Below are 13221 nucleotides of genomic sequence, written 5' to 3' on the forward strand. Positions count from 1 at the left end.
GCAGCCTCACGAAAGAACAACATGAAGCGCACCTTTCAAATCTACCGCTACGACCCGGACAAGGACGCCAAGCCCTACATGCAGACCATCGAGATCGAACTCGATGGTCACGAGCGCATGCTGCTGGACGCCCTGGTCAAGCTCAAGGAGCAAGACCCCAGCCTGTCGTTCCGCCGTTCGTGCCGCGAAGGCGTGTGCGGCTCGGACGCCATGAACATCAACGGCAAGAACGGCCTGGCGTGCCTCACGAACATGAACACCCTGAAGGGCACCATCGTTCTGAAGCCCCTGCCCGGCCTGCCGGTGATCCGCGACCTGATCGTGGACATGACGCAGTTCTTCAAGCAGTACAACTCGATCAAGCCCTACCTCATCACCGAGGACCTGGCCCCCGAGAAGGAACGCCTGCAAAGCCCCGAAGAGCGCGAAGAGCTCAACGGCCTGTACGAGTGCATTCTGTGCGCTAGCTGCTCCACGAGCTGCCCCAGCTTCTGGTGGAACCCCGACAAGTTCGTGGGCCCCGCCGGCCTGCTGCAGGCCTACCGCTTCATCGCCGACAGCCGCGACGAAGCCACGGGTGCGCGCCTGGATAACCTGGAAGACCCGTACCGCCTGTTCCGCTGCCACACCATCATGAACTGCGTGGACGTGTGCCCCAAGGGCCTGAACCCCACGATGGCGATTGGCAAGATCAAGGAACTGATGGTGCGCCGCGCCGTTTGACCTTTTTCGCAAGCACCACCGCCATGTCCGAAGCCCTCACCCCTGCCCTGCCATCGGCCAGCGATCTGCTGGACGACCGCGAACGCGCAAAGCTGCACTGGCGCTGCCGGCGCGGCCTGCTGGAGAACGATCTCTACATCGAGAACTTCTTCGCCAAGCACGGGGCGGGCCTGACCTGGCGCCAGGCCCACGGCATGAACCAGCTCATGGACCTGGCGGACAACGACCTCCTGGATCTGGTGCTTGCGCGCCGCGAACCCGAAGGCGAACTGGATACAGAAGAAGTGCGTGAGGTGCTCGGCATGCTGCGGCTCAGCGGTGGCGCAGCACGACCAAGGCCCTGAACGAGACCCGAGACAAACAAGGCCCGACCCCCGGAATCCCGGCAACCTACCCAAGGAAAGTAACAATGAAGCTAGCTGACAACAAAGCCACCCTGTCATTCAGCAATGGCAGCCCCAGCGTGGACCTGCCGGTCTACCAGGGCAGCATTGGCCCGGATGTCATCGACATCCGCAAGCTGTATGCACAAACGGGCATGTTCACCTATGACCCCGGCTTCCTGTCCACGGCAGCCACCCAGTCCGCCATCACCTACATCGATGGCGACAAGGGCGAGCTGCTGTACCGTGGCTACCCCATTGAGCAGTTGGCTGAAAACTGCGACTTCCTGGAAACCTGCCACCTGCTGCTGTACGGCGATCTGCCGAACGTGGCGCAAAAGACCGACTTCACCAGCCGCGTGACCAACCACACCATGGTCAACGAGCAGATGCAGTTCTTCCTGCGCGGCTTCCGCCGTGACGCACACCCCATGGCTGTGCTGACCGGCCTGGTGGGCGCCCTGTCGGCCTTCTACCACGACAGCACGGACATCAACAATCCGCAGCACCGTGAGATCGCCGCGATCCGCCTGATCGCCAAGATGCCTACGCTGGTCGCCATGGCCTACAAGTACGGCATGGGCCAGCCCTACATGTACCCGCAGAACAACCTGTCCTACGCAGGCAACTTCCTGCGCATGATGTTCGGCACCCCCTGCGAAGAGTACAAGGTCAACCCCGTGCTGGAACGCGCGCTGGACCGCATCTTCATCCTGCACGCTGACCACGAGCAGAACGCTTCGACCTCCACCGTGCGCCTGTGCGGTTCGTCGGGCACCAACCCGTTCGCAGCCATCGCCGCTGGCGTGGCCTGCCTCTGGGGCCCTGCCCACGGTGGCGCCAACGAAGCAGCTCTCAACATGCTGTACGACATCCAGGCCCAAGGCGGCGTGGAAAAGATCGGCGACTTCATCAAGCAGGTCAAGGACAAGAACTCCGGCGTCAAGCTCATGGGCTTTGGCCACCGCGTGTACAAGAACTACGACCCCCGCGCCAAGCTCATGCAAGAGACTTGCAATGAAGTGCTGGCCGAGCTGGGCCTGGAAAACGACCCGCTGTTCAAGCTGGCCAAGGAACTGGAAAAGATCGCCCTGGAAGACGACTACTTCGTGCAGCGCAAGCTCTACCCGAACGTGGACTTCTACTCCGGCATCGTGCAGCGCGCCATCGGCATCCCGGTGAACCTGTTCACCGGCATCTTCAGCCTGGCCCGCACCGTGGGCTGGATCGCCCAGCTGAACGAAATGATCGGCGACCCCGAGTACAAGATCGGCCGCCCCCGCCAGCTGTTCACCGGCTCCGTGCGCCGCGACGTGCCCCCGCTGGCCAGCCGCTGACGCTGGCACGGCGCCCAGCGCGCCGTCAGCCCCTCCCAAAGCCCGCAGGCCTTGTGCCTGCGGGCTTTTTTCATGGGTGCGGCGCCATGCCAAACCCCGAAGGATGCACATACTCCCCCCTAGTTAAAAGGTTTTTTATACGGCTACCGCGCGACCAGCAATGGCTCATCTTTTATACTACCACCCAGTACACAGACCACACCCACAGCACGCAGCCCTACGGCCCCAGCCCGCCACTGCCCCACCATGCCCCACACCCCCGAAGACAAGCAACGCGCCATCACCCGCCTGCGCCGCATCAAAGGCCAGGCCGAGGCGCTGGAGCGCGCGGTGGAGGCGGGCAGCGATTGCGCCCCCATCCTGCAGCAGCTGGCCGCCATGCGCGGCGCCGTGCACGGGTTGATGGCCGACCTGCTCGACAGCCATGTGCGCGAGACGCTGGCAGAGAAGCCCGCCCCCTCACAGCAGGCGATTGACGAAACCCTGGCCTTGCTGCGGTCGTACCTCAAATAGATAGACCGCTCCCACTCCATTCACCCCAATTCCAGCCGTTCACCGAAAGGACCACCCCATGAAATCCCGCGCCGCCGTAGCCTTCAAAGCCGGAGAACCCCTGCAGATCGTCGAGATCGACGTGGCCCCGCCCAAAAAGGGCGAAGTGCTCATCCGCATCACCGACACCGGCGTGTGCCACACCGACGCCTTCACCCTGAGCGGTGACGACCCCGAAGGCCTGTTCCCCGTGGTGCTGGGCCACGAAGGCGCGGGCATCGTGGTGGAAGTGGGCGAAGGCGTGACCAGCGTGAAGCCCGGCGACCATGTGATCCCGCTCTACACCGCTGAATGCGGCGAATGCCTGTTCTGCAAGAGCGGCAAGACCAACCTGTGCGTGAGCGTGCGCGCCACGCAGGGCAAGGGCGTGATGCCCGATGGCACCACCCGCTTCAGCTACAACGGCCAGCCCATCTACCACTACATGGGCTGCAGCACCTTCAGCGAATACACCGTGGTGGCCGAGGTGTCGCTCGCCAAGGTCAACCCCCAAGCCAACCCCGAGCAGGTTTGCCTGCTGGGCTGCGGCGTGACCACAGGCCTGGGCGCCGTGAAGAACACCGCCAAGGTGCAAGAAGGCGACACCGTGGCCGTGTTCGGCCTGGGCGGCATTGGCCTAGCCGTGATCCAAGGCGCCAAGCTGGCCAAGGCGGGCCGCATCATTGCGGTGGACACCAACCCCAGCAAATTCGACCTGGCCCGCACTTTCGGCGCCACCGACTGCGTGAACCCCAAGGACTTCGACAAGCCGATCCAGCAGGTCATCGTCGAGATGACGACCTGGGGCGTAGACCACAGTTTTGAGTGCATTGGCAACGTCAACGTGATGCGCGCCGCCCTCGAATGCGCGCACCGCGGCTGGGGCCAGAGCGTGATCATCGGCGTGGCAGGCGCAGGGCAAGAGATCAGCACCCGCCCCTTCCAGCTCGTCACCGGCCGCAAGTGGCTGGGCACGGCATTTGGCGGCGTCAAGGGCCGCAGCGAGCTGCCCGGCATGGTCGAAGACGCGATGGCAGGCAAGATCCAGCTCGAACCGTTCGTGACCCACACCATGGGCCTCAAGGACATCAATGAAGCGTTTGACCTGATGCACGAGGGCAAGTCGATCCGCTCGGTCGTCAAATACGCAGCGTAAGGCCCGGAGCGCCATGTCCACGTCCTTTGAACTACTCAGCAGCCACGCCTGCTTTGGCGGCGAACAGCGCTTCTACCAGCACGCCTCCACCACCATCGGCCTGCCGATGAAGTTTGCGGTCTACCTGCCGCCCCAGGCGCAGCAGGGCCCCGTGCCCGCCGTGGTGTACCTGGCGGGCCTGACCTGCACCGAAGAGACCTTCATGGTCAAGGCCGGCGCCCAGCGCCTGGTCGCCGAGCTGGGCCTGGCCCTCATCGCGCCCGACACCAGCCCGCGCGGCGCCAATGTGCCGGGCGAGGCCAAGAGCTGGGACTTTGGCGTGGGTGCAGGCTTCTACCTCGACGCCACCCAGGCGCCCTGGCGCACCCACTGGCGCATGGAAAGCTATCTGCTGGACGAGCTGCTGCCCCTGGTGACCGCCCAGCTGCCCATTGACGGCGGCCGCCTGGGCATCACCGGCCACTCGATGGGCGGGCATGGCGCGCTCACGCTGGCGCTGCGCCACCCGGGCCGGTTCCAGTCGCTGTCGGCTTTTGCGCCCATTTGCGCCCCCACCCAATGCCCCTGGGGCGACAAGGCCTTCACCGGCTACCTGGGCCCGGACCGCAGCACCTGGATCGAACACGACGCCACAGTGCTCATGCAGCACCAGCCCGTCGCCCCCTACCCGGCGGGCATCCTCATCGACCAGGGCCTGGCCGACAAATTCCTGGCCGAGCAGCTGCATCCGCACCTGTTCGAAGCCGCCTGCACCGCCATCGGCCAGCCACTCACGCTGCGCCGCCATGCGGGCTACGACCACGGCTACTACTTTGTGCAGAGCTTCATGGCCGACCATTTGGCCCACCATGCGCGGAGCCTTTGCGCAGGAAATTAATGCGCACTTAAGCAACTGGCAGCACACTCGCGGGCTATGCTTTTGTCCCTGCGGCGCCTGCTGCCCTCTGCCTCGGCTTCACGCTCGGAGCCACCCTCCGCCTCCCCTGCCCCCCGCCCCATGCACCCCGCCTGGGTGGTGGTGCTCATCAGCACCTGGCTGGCCACGGCCTGCAACGTGCCGCTGTGGCGCGAGGTGGCCCAACTGCCCGGCCAGGGCAGCCTGCGTGGCTGGGGTTTTGCGCTGGCGTTTGCGCTCATCGTGGCAGCGGGCAATGCGGCGCTGCTGAGCCTGCTGGCCTGGCGCTGGACGCTCAAACCCGCCGTGCTGGTGCTGGTGCTGATGGCCGCATTTGGCGCGTACTTCATGCTGGCCTACGGCATCGCCATCGACGCCAGCATGCTGGTCAATGTGATGCAGACCGACGTGAAGGAAGCGGGCGACCTGCTCAACCTGCGCATGCTGGGCACGGTGCTCATCCTGGCCGCACCGCCGCTGCTGTGGCTGTACCGCCGCCCCGTGCAGCGCCTCACGGCCCTGCGCCATGTGGCGCACAACGGGCTGCTGCTGGTGGGCTCCATTGCCGTCATCGTGGTGTGCCTGCTGCTGGTGTTCCAGGACTTTGCATCGACCATGCGCAACCACACCAAGCTGCGCTACCTGATCAACCCGCTCAACAGCGTGTACGCGCTGGGCAATATCGCCTCCAAGCCCCTGCGCATGGACACCAGCAAAATCCTGCCCCTGGGCCGCGACGCCCAGCTGGGCGTGAGCTACGCCAGCCAGGCCAAGCCCCCGCTGCTGGTGCTGGTGCTGGGCGAGACGGGCCGCAGCGGCAACTTTGGCCTGAATGGCTATGAGCGCAACACCACCCCCCGCCTCTCGGCCCGCAAGGACCTGGTGAGCGCGCGCAACGCCTGGTCCTGCGGCACCAGCACCGCCGCATCGGTGCCCTGCATGTATTCGCACCTGGGCCGCACAGGCTACGAGGGCCGCTCGGCCAACTACGAAAGCCTGATCGACGTGCTGCACCACGCGGGCCTGGCCGTGCTGTGGGTGGACAACCAGGCAGGCTGCAAGGGCGTGTGCGACCGCGTTGGCGAGACCATCACCAGCACCCAGAAGGACCCCGCGCTGTGCGCTGGCGGCGAGTGCCTGGACCGCGTGATGCTCAAGGACCTGGACGCCCAGATTGCTGCCCTGCCCGCCGAGCAACGCCAGCGCGGCACCGTGGTGGTCATGCACCAGATGGGCAGCCACGGCCCCGCGTACTACAAGCGCTCCGCGCCCGAGAACAAAAAGTTTGGCCCCGAGTGCACCTCCACCGCATTGCAGGAATGCCAGCGCGAGCAGGTGGTCAACGCCTACGACAACAGCATCGTCGAGACCGACCATTTCCTCGATTCAGTGCTCCAATGGCTGGGAGCGCAGGAACAACATGCCCAGACAGCTATGATTTACGTAGCAGACCATGGCGAGTCGCTGGGGGAGAACAACATCTACCTGCACGGCCTGCCCTACTCCATTGCGCCCGACGTGCAAAAACACGTGCCCTGGATCACCTGGCTGTCACCCGCCATGCAAGCCCGCACCCACCTCACCACGGGCTGCCTGCAGCAAGACCTGGGCGAGCGTCGCATCACGCACGACCACTACTTCCACTCGGTGCTGGGCCTGATGGATGTGAAGACCGAGGCGTACAACACCGAGCTGGACATGTTTGCCGCGTGCCGCAAGCCGGCCGCAGCAGACTGAGGTGGGCCTAAAGCTGGGTACTGGGCGATGGGCGCTACGCACTGCCCGCTCAGCGCGCCTCGGGCAGCAACAGGATCTTGCCGATGCTGGCGCCAGACTCCATGCGCCGATGGGCCTGTGCGGCATCGGCCAGTGCAAACGTGCTGTCGATCACCGGCCGGATCACTCCGGCGGCCAAGGCCGGCAGCCACTGCCGCGCAAACCGCTGCACCATGGCCTGCTTGACCTCGGGCGGGCGGGACTTCATCACGGTGCCAAAGATCTGCAGGTGGCGGTACAGCACCACGTCCATGGGCAGCTCCGCCCCTTGCGCACCACCCAGCAGCCCCACCGACACCAGGCGCCCGCCGTCGGCCAGCGACCGCACGTTGCGCTGCAGGTACGGAGCCCCGATGAAGTCGATCACCACATCCACGCCCCGGCCCTGCGTGGCCTGCGCCACCACCGCCTGAAAGTCTTCGCTGCGGTAGTCGATGAACACATCAGCCCCGCAGCCCAGCACGGCGCCACGCTTGTCGCCCCCGGCCGTGGCGAACACGCGCGCTCCCGCCGCATGGGCCAGTTGCACGGCGGCTGAACCCACGCCGCCCGCTGCGGCATGGATCAGCACCGACTCGCCCGCGTGCAGGCGCGCCAGGTGGAACAGCGCCTCGTGCGCCGTCACAAACACCTCGGCCACGGCGCCAGCGGCCACCAAGTCCATGCCCGCAGGCACCGGCATGGCCATGCGGTGGTCGATGCGCGACAGCTCGGCGTACGCCCCGCCGCCCACGATGCCCATCACACGGTCGCCCACGGCAAAGCCCTGCACCTCGCGCCCCATGGCGACGACGGTGCCCGCAATCTCCAGCCCCATGGTGTCGGCATCGCCAAAGTAGGCACGGCCGTAGGCCCCCTTGCGATGCAACAGGTCGGCCCGGTTGACGCCGATGGAGGCGTTGCGCACCAGCAGGTCGTGCGGGCGCACCTCGGGGACGGGGATCTCGCGCGCCACCAGCACCTCGGGGCCGCCGAAGTCATCGAACACGACAGCTTGCATGGTGCGTGGGGTGGTTGCGGGCTGTTCGGTCATGGGCGGTGCGGTCATAGGTATCGACATAGGGTTTGCTCCTCAGGCATTGACTTGAATGCCTTCAAGGATAGGGCTCCGTATGGTGCTTTAAACGCAGCAATTTCGCTCTACGGCGATGCAAATCTGCATCACACTCAGCCTTCGTCTACGACCTCCATACGACCATGAACTGGGACGACACACGCATTTTTCTCGCCCTGACCCGCGCGCCCTCCTTGCGCGCCGCTGCGCGCAGCCTGGGGGTGGACCAGGCCACCGTCGGGCGGCGGCTGAATGCGCTGGAGGCCGAGTTGGGCACCAAGCTCTTCCTGCGCGCCAAGGACGGCTACCTGCTCACCGCTGCGGGCGAGACAGCGCTGGCCGCCGCACGCCGCATGGAAGGCGCGGCCCTGGACCTGCGCACCCGCATCGAGGGCCAGGACACCAGCCCGGGCGGCCTGGTGCGCGTGACCAGCACTGACTCCATCGCCATCGACCTGCTGATGCCCGCCATCGAGCGCCTGCAGCAGAATTGGCCCCACATCCGAGTGGACCTGGAGGTGTCTACCCAGTTACTCAGCCTCAGCCGCCGCCAGGTGGACATCGCATTCCGCAACGTGCGGCCAGAGGCCGCCGACCTGGTGGTGCGCCGCGTGGCATCGTGGCCCGTGGGCCTGTTCGCCAGCGCGGACTATGTCGAGCGTTTTGGCGTACCCGAGCCCGATGACGAACTGCGCGGCCACCACCTGGTGGCCTACGCGCCCTACCTGGAGCACAAAGCGTTTCTCACCATGGCGGGTTTGCCTGCGCGCCAGGCCCGGATCGCGCTGGCCGTGCGCTCCAGCCTTCTGGTGCGCAAGGGCGTGGCGGCGGGCATTGGCCTGGGTGAAATGCCGGTGTGGATGGGGGAGCGCGAAGGCCTGGTGCGCATCTGGCCCGAGCGCCGCCGGGCGACCGACTACGAGGTCTGGCAAGTCATGCACCCCGACCTGCAACGCACGGCACGGGTGCGCGCCACGGCAGAGTTTCTGTCGGAGGCATTCCAAGTCCAGTAGGCGCCCCAGGCCGATGGAGCACGCCCCGCCAGGCAAGGCCGGGCCGCCGCTGATGCACCTGATGCACCTGATGCACCATACTCTGACGCAGACCCCTTTGCGCCCCACCATGCCACACACCATTCACCACCAGGAACAGGACGCCAAAGGTGCGTTCTACATCGAGCACAACGGCCAACGCCTGGCCGAGATGACCTATAGCCGCACCAACGCCACGATGGTCATCGTGGACCACACCGAGGTGGATGCATCGTTCAGTGGCCAAGGTGTCGGACGCGCGCTGCTCGACGCACTGGTCCAATGGGCCAGGGCCACAAGCACCAAGGTGGTCCCGCTGTGCCCGTTTGCCAAGGCGCAGTTTGACAAGGACGTGGCTGTTCGGGATGTGCTGGTTTAGGCAGGCCCTATGAGGGGGATGCAGCAGCCTCAGCCCACCGATTGGATCCGCTCGCTGCGGCTTTTTGCTTCTTGGTATCAGAGGTCGATTGGGCAAAAATGGCAGCACCATGCGCCAGCACTCCAATCCGTCACGCGAGCCGACTCAGGTCGGTCAGCCGCCACCTGCTACTCAGATCAACGCTCAGCATCACAAGGAGTGTCGCACTTGATTCGTCTCACCATCGCCATTGCATCCGTGGTTCTGCTCATCGGATGCGCGGGGCCCCGTTTTGATGCCGGACGGACAGAAACGGTACTTCCGCTGCACCGTGCCTGGGTTGACGGGCGACAGGTGGAGTACATCACGACAGACATCTCGGACGGCGCCATGGCAGAGGCCGCCGGTGTGAACCACGTCCCTCGCCTGCGCGACGCCATCGCCGCGCGCCCCTCAGTGCTGGAGCGGGTGTACAAATTTCCTCAGGGCGAACAGATCAGCATCTTTCAATCTGCGCCACGTCCCGTGGGCGCGGCGAACACGGACCGAAGCTACAGCCCGCTGTGGCGCCTCGTCCTGGTGACGAGAACGGCACCCCATCCCGGGCCCGAGCTGACATCGGAGGAGGAGCTATTGGCAGCCGAGGAAAAAGGCCTGGTCTCGCTCGAAGTCACCGATATCGTCATCAACTGCCCCGTAACGCGGGCTGTCGGTGGCGGGGGTCTGGCAGGAGTGCGGTAAGACGGACAGCGGCTCAACCGGGCGTCAGTTCCTGGCGTTCCACGAGGGCTGATGTGAGAAGCCGCATTGCTGCGCCTCTAAACCGTCGGCACCGTGCCCCCATCAATCACATGCTCCGAGCCCGATATCGCTCCCGCACGCGGTGACACCAAAAACGTGATCAGATCAGCCACCTCTTGCGGTCTGGCGGGGCGGCCCAGAGGGATGCCACCCAGCGAATGCATGATGATCTGCTTGCCGCCTTCGTAGTCCGTGCCCGCCTGGGTGGCCACGCGCTCGGCCAGGGCGACGGCGGCTTCGGTTTCAACCCAGCCGGGCGAGACGCTCAGCACCCGAACACCTTGGGGCGTGACCTCTTTCGACAAGGCCTTGCTGTAGGTGGACAGGGCCGCCTTGGCAGCGGCGTAGGCGGTGGTGGACTCGGGCAGCGGCAGCACACGCTGGATGGAACTGACGTGGACGATGACGCCCGCGCCCTGGGCCAGCATGGCGGGCAGCAGGGCGCGGTCCAGGCGCACAGCGGGCATCAGGTTCTGGTTCAGTTCGTTGAACCACTGCGCATCGTCCAGCGCCGCAAAGCCCCCGCCGGGCGCGCTGGAGCCGCCCACCACGTTGACCAGAATGTCCACCCCGCCCCAGTGTGCAAGCACGGCCTGCGCGACCTGTGCAGCGCCCTCTGCGGTGGAGACGTCGGCGGGCACGTACACCACTCCGTCGGCCGAGTGCGCTGGGGCGGAGCGCGCGGTGGCCATCACCTGCACACCGGCGTCCACCAAAGCCTGCACCACCGCAGCGCCCACGCCTTTGGTGCCGCCCGTGACGAGTGCGCGCTGGCCGCGCAGTTGAAGGTCGAAGCTCATACGGTGATCTCCAGCGAAGCAATCAGGCCACGCTCCAAGCGGAAGCGGTAGCGCAGATCGACCGGGCTGCCGGGAAAGTTGCCCTCGACGCGGCTGGTGACGACGTGGTGACCATCGCTCTGCTCCAGCGCAAAGGGGTTGGTGGTGTACGTGTACTTCGTCGATGCGGCGGCCTTCCACGCCTTGATGGCGTCGATGCCGGAATGGGTGTGGCCCTCGTCCTTGACGACGGCGTGCGCCGTAAAGCACCGGGCAATGGCCTCGGCGTTCTTGTGTTGGTCGGCCGCAAAGTAGGCGGCGATGGGTTCGGGAAGGTTCAAAGGGGTCATGGTGGCGATCTCCTTGGGTTGGTCAATGTGTTAGTGAGCCGTCAGGATGCGCCCGCATCACCAATAAGTGAATGGCCTAGAATTTGAATAAGCTATGTAGAAAGCAATACACAATGCGCGGATCGGACTTTGCGGAACTGAAGGCGTTTGCCGCCGTGGTCGAGCGCGCAAGCTTTGCGCGTGCGGCCGAGCACCTGGGGCTGTCGCCGTCGGCGCTGAGCCAGACGATTCGCCAGCTGGAGGCCCGCCTGGGCGCGCGGCTGCTCAACCGCACCACGCGCAGCGTGGCGCCCACTGCGACCGGTGCGCAGCTGTATGCGCGCATGGCGCCGCTGTTCAGGGACATGGCCGACGCGGTGGCCGAGGCCAGTGCGGCGGCGGGCCAGATGGGGGGCACGCTGCGCATCAACACGCTGGGCATGGCGGCCTCGCAGGTCATCGCGCCACGGCTTGGGCGGTTTCACCAGGCCCACCCGGATGTGGTGCTGGATATCGTGGTGGACGATGGGCTGAGCGACATCGTGGCGGGCCGCTTTGATGCGGGTATTCGCGTGGGCGGGCGGCTGGAAAAAGACATGATCGCCGTGCGCCTGACACCGGACGTGAAGATGATTGCCGTGGCCTCACCCGACTACCTGGCGCAGCGCGGCACGCCCAAGGCGCCCGCCGACCTGCACGGCCACGCGTGCATCAACTGGCGGCTGCAGGTGGATGGCCGAACCTACCGGTGGGAGTTTGAGAAAAAAGGCAAGCGGGTGGAGATTGCCCCCGAAGGACCGCTGGTAACCAACCACTCGGACATCGGCGTGGCTGCGGCCGTGCAGGGCCTGGGCATTGCCTATGCATTTGACCGCGAGCAGGTGGACAACCACATTGACCAAGGGCGGCTGGTGCAGGTGCTTGCCGACTGGACGGTGGCAAAGCCCGGCCTGTTTTTGTACTACTCCAACCGGCGGCATCCATCACCGGCACTAACGGCTTTTATCGACTGCCTTCTGGACCGCGATCTGCCAGAACCCAGGCCTGGCCCACAGCGCCCTTCGGTGAATGCGGTCGCAATGCAGAAGGCTGCCTGTCGGTGATGGGGTCTTGGGTGGCCGATATCAGCCATTCACGCCAGCAACGTCGCGCTCACCGCCCTTGCATCCACCCCTGCACCTCGCCCATCAGGTGCCCCCGGAACACCTCCGCAATCGGTGACAGCTGCTTGCCCTTGGGCCAGACCAGGTGCCATTGCGACTGGATGGGGAAGCCCGCCACGTTGAGCACGGCCAGGCCCTCGTGGTGCGGGCCCAGCGCGTGGAGGGAGACGATGGAGAGGCCCAGCTGGCCTTCCACCGATTCCTTGATGGCTTCGTTGCTGCCCAGCTCCAGCACGGTGCGGGGGGCAAAGCCCGCCTGGCGCAGGTGGGTGTCGGTGGCCATGCGGGTGCCGGAGCCTTTTTCGCGCAGGATGAAACGCTCGGCCTGCAACTGATCCAGCTTGATGCGCTTTTTGCCCGCCAGCGGATGGCTTGCGGGGGCGATGACGACAAGGGGGTTGGGCATGAGGATCTGGTCTTCCAGCGGCAGGTCGGCGGGCGGCATGGACATGACGTAGAGATCGTCCTGGTTGGCGCGCAGGCGGCCGATGACATGGTCGCGGTTGAGCACTTCCAGCGAGATGTCGATGTGCGGGTGCAGCTTGCAGAAGCTGCCCAGCAGGCGCGGCACAAAGTATTTGGCGGTGCTGACCACGGCGACCTTGAGGCGCCCGCTGGTCAGGCCCTTGGCGCCTGCGATGCGCTGCTCGAACGCATCCCACTCGCCCGCGATGGCGCGCGCGGTGCGGGCCAGGGCGTGGCCCGCTTCGGTGAGGTGCACGCGGCGCGAGATGACTTCGTACAGCGGCAGGCCCACGGCCTGTGCCACCTCGCGCAGCTGCATGGAGGCGGTAGGCTGCGTGACGTGCATGACCTTGGCGGCCGCGCTGACGCTGCCGGTTTCGGCCAGCGCCAAAAAAAGCCGCAGCTGGCGGAAGGTGATGTTCATAGATTTTTATCTATAG

General features: G+C 65.6%; 15 protein-coding genes. 11 read left to right on the forward strand and 4 right to left on the reverse strand.

All coding sequences use genetic code 11. The features are described 5' to 3' along the window. Positions 1 to 21: 21 nt before the first annotated feature. From ACSQ3O_RS19590 to ACSQ3O_RS19620, 7 genes are all read left to right on the forward strand, one after another. A complete protein-coding gene (locus ACSQ3O_RS19590; protein ID WP_137749577.1) occupies positions 22 to 723 on the forward strand; it encodes a succinate dehydrogenase iron-sulfur subunit in 702 nt (233 codons plus the stop codon). Between the two features lie 23 nt (positions 724 to 746). After that, positions 747 to 1067 (forward strand): succinate dehydrogenase assembly factor 2, encoded by a 321-nt coding sequence (locus ACSQ3O_RS19595; protein ID WP_137749578.1) that lies wholly within the window; start codon positions 747 to 749, stop codon positions 1065 to 1067. A gap of 65 nt (positions 1068 to 1132) precedes the next feature. Then, complete coding sequence (locus tag ACSQ3O_RS19600) at positions 1133 to 2443, forward strand: citrate synthase (protein WP_137749579.1); 1311 nt, start codon at positions 1133 to 1135, stop codon at positions 2441 to 2443. Positions 2444 to 2689: 246 nt separating this feature from the next. Further along, positions 2690 to 2956, forward strand: a complete 267-nt coding sequence (locus ACSQ3O_RS19605; protein WP_055402789.1) for a metal/formaldehyde-sensitive transcriptional repressor — start codon at positions 2690 to 2692, stop codon at positions 2954 to 2956. A gap of 58 nt (positions 2957 to 3014) precedes the next feature. After that, the gene (locus ACSQ3O_RS19610) at positions 3015 to 4130 is read left to right on the forward strand and encodes an S-(hydroxymethyl)glutathione dehydrogenase/class III alcohol dehydrogenase (protein WP_436140151.1); all 1116 of its coding nucleotides are present in this window, start codon (positions 3015 to 3017) and stop codon (positions 4128 to 4130) included. Between the two features lie 13 nt (positions 4131 to 4143). After that, positions 4144 to 5007 (forward strand): S-formylglutathione hydrolase, encoded by an 864-nt coding sequence (gene fghA, locus ACSQ3O_RS19615; protein ID WP_436140152.1) that lies wholly within the window; start codon positions 4144 to 4146, stop codon positions 5005 to 5007. 36 nt (positions 5008 to 5043) lie between these two features. Further along, positions 5044 to 6762: a phosphoethanolamine transferase gene (locus tag ACSQ3O_RS19620; protein ID WP_436140153.1), complete on the forward strand. Its 1719-nt coding sequence runs from the start codon at positions 5044 to 5046 to the stop codon at positions 6760 to 6762. Between the two features lie 49 nt (positions 6763 to 6811). On the opposite strand, the gene ACSQ3O_RS19625 is transcribed toward ACSQ3O_RS19620, so the two are convergent. After that, positions 6812 to 7861 carry an NAD(P)H-quinone oxidoreductase gene (locus tag ACSQ3O_RS19625; RefSeq protein WP_436140154.1) on the reverse strand — a complete coding sequence of 350 codons (1050 nt, stop codon included), beginning with the start codon at positions 7859 to 7861 and terminating at the stop codon, positions 6812 to 6814. Between the two features lie 137 nt (positions 7862 to 7998). Between ACSQ3O_RS19625 and ACSQ3O_RS19630 the strand changes: the two genes are divergently transcribed. From ACSQ3O_RS19630 to ACSQ3O_RS19640, 3 genes are all read left to right on the forward strand, one after another. Then, positions 7999 to 8868: a LysR family transcriptional regulator gene (locus ACSQ3O_RS19630; protein WP_137749584.1), complete on the forward strand. Its 870-nt coding sequence runs from the start codon at positions 7999 to 8001 to the stop codon at positions 8866 to 8868. 109 nt (positions 8869 to 8977) lie between these two features. After that, positions 8978 to 9265, forward strand: coding sequence for a GNAT family N-acetyltransferase (locus tag ACSQ3O_RS19635; protein WP_137749585.1), 288 nt, complete (start codon positions 8978 to 8980; stop codon positions 9263 to 9265). 207 nt (positions 9266 to 9472) lie between these two features. Then, positions 9473 to 9985, forward strand: a complete 513-nt coding sequence (locus ACSQ3O_RS19640) for a DUF7482 domain-containing protein (RefSeq protein WP_436140155.1) — start codon at positions 9473 to 9475, stop codon at positions 9983 to 9985. A 77-nt stretch (positions 9986 to 10062) separates the two neighbouring features. Here the strand turns inward: ACSQ3O_RS19640 and ACSQ3O_RS19645 are convergent, their stop codons facing one another. Both ACSQ3O_RS19645 and ACSQ3O_RS19650 read right to left on the reverse strand, forming a co-directional pair. Next, a complete protein-coding gene (locus tag ACSQ3O_RS19645) occupies positions 10063 to 10845 on the reverse strand; it encodes an SDR family oxidoreductase (protein ID WP_436140156.1) in 783 nt (260 codons plus the stop codon). Further along, the gene (locus tag ACSQ3O_RS19650; RefSeq protein WP_436140157.1) at positions 10842 to 11174 is read right to left on the reverse strand and encodes a nuclear transport factor 2 family protein; all 333 of its coding nucleotides are present in this window, start codon (positions 11172 to 11174) and stop codon (positions 10842 to 10844) included. Before ACSQ3O_RS19650 ends, ACSQ3O_RS19645 begins: the two co-directional genes overlap by 4 nt. 113 nt (positions 11175 to 11287) lie before the next feature. Here ACSQ3O_RS19650 and ACSQ3O_RS19655 point away from each other — a divergent pair, with 113 nt between their 5' ends. Then, complete coding sequence (locus ACSQ3O_RS19655; RefSeq protein ID WP_436140158.1) at positions 11288 to 12256, forward strand: LysR family transcriptional regulator; 969 nt, start codon at positions 11288 to 11290, stop codon at positions 12254 to 12256. A gap of 49 nt (positions 12257 to 12305) precedes the next feature. Here ACSQ3O_RS19655 and ACSQ3O_RS19660 read toward each other — a convergent pair whose 3' ends face one another. Next, a complete protein-coding gene (locus tag ACSQ3O_RS19660) occupies positions 12306 to 13205 on the reverse strand; it encodes a LysR family transcriptional regulator (protein ID WP_436140159.1) in 900 nt (299 codons plus the stop codon). Between the last annotated feature and the right edge of the window lie 16 nt (positions 13206 to 13221).

Source organism: Acidovorax sp. LjRoot74 (assembly GCF_964254355.1).
In the GTDB taxonomy this organism is placed as follows: Bacteria; Pseudomonadota; Gammaproteobacteria; order Burkholderiales; family Burkholderiaceae_C; genus Acidovorax.

Bases quoted from the DNA above. Each gene is read 5' to 3' on its own strand.
- ACSQ3O_RS19595 (WP_137749578.1), top strand. From the start codon at position 747: ATGTCCGAAGCCCTCACCCCTGCCCTGCCATCGGCCAGCGATCTGCTG.
- ACSQ3O_RS19650 (WP_436140157.1), bottom strand. From the start codon at position 11,174: ATGACCCCTTTGAACCTTCCCGAACCCATCGCCGCCTACTTTGCGGCC.
- ACSQ3O_RS19600 (WP_137749579.1), top strand. From the start codon at position 1,133: ATGAAGCTAGCTGACAACAAAGCCACCCTGTCATTCAGCAATGGCAGC.
- ACSQ3O_RS19590 (WP_137749577.1), top strand. From the start codon at position 22: ATGAAGCGCACCTTTCAAATCTACCGCTACGACCCGGACAAGGACGCC.
- ACSQ3O_RS19625 (WP_436140154.1), bottom strand. From the start codon at position 7,861: ATGTCGATACCTATGACCGCACCGCCCATGACCGAACAGCCCGCAACC.
- ACSQ3O_RS19645 (WP_436140156.1), bottom strand. From the start codon at position 10,845: ATGAGCTTCGACCTTCAACTGCGCGGCCAGCGCGCACTCGTCACGGGC.
- ACSQ3O_RS19610 (WP_436140151.1), top strand. From the start codon at position 3,015: ATGAAATCCCGCGCCGCCGTAGCCTTCAAAGCCGGAGAACCCCTGCAG.
- ACSQ3O_RS19655 (WP_436140158.1), top strand. From the start codon at position 11,288: ATGCGCGGATCGGACTTTGCGGAACTGAAGGCGTTTGCCGCCGTGGTC.
- ACSQ3O_RS19635 (WP_137749585.1), top strand. From the start codon at position 8,978: ATGCCACACACCATTCACCACCAGGAACAGGACGCCAAAGGTGCGTTC.
- fghA (WP_436140152.1), top strand. From the start codon at position 4,144: ATGTCCACGTCCTTTGAACTACTCAGCAGCCACGCCTGCTTTGGCGGC.
- ACSQ3O_RS19630 (WP_137749584.1), top strand. From the start codon at position 7,999: ATGAACTGGGACGACACACGCATTTTTCTCGCCCTGACCCGCGCGCCC.
- ACSQ3O_RS19620 (WP_436140153.1), top strand. From the start codon at position 5,044: ATGCTTTTGTCCCTGCGGCGCCTGCTGCCCTCTGCCTCGGCTTCACGC.
- ACSQ3O_RS19605 (WP_055402789.1), top strand. From the start codon at position 2,690: ATGCCCCACACCCCCGAAGACAAGCAACGCGCCATCACCCGCCTGCGC.
- ACSQ3O_RS19660 (WP_436140159.1), bottom strand. From the start codon at position 13,205: ATGAACATCACCTTCCGCCAGCTGCGGCTTTTTTTGGCGCTGGCCGAA.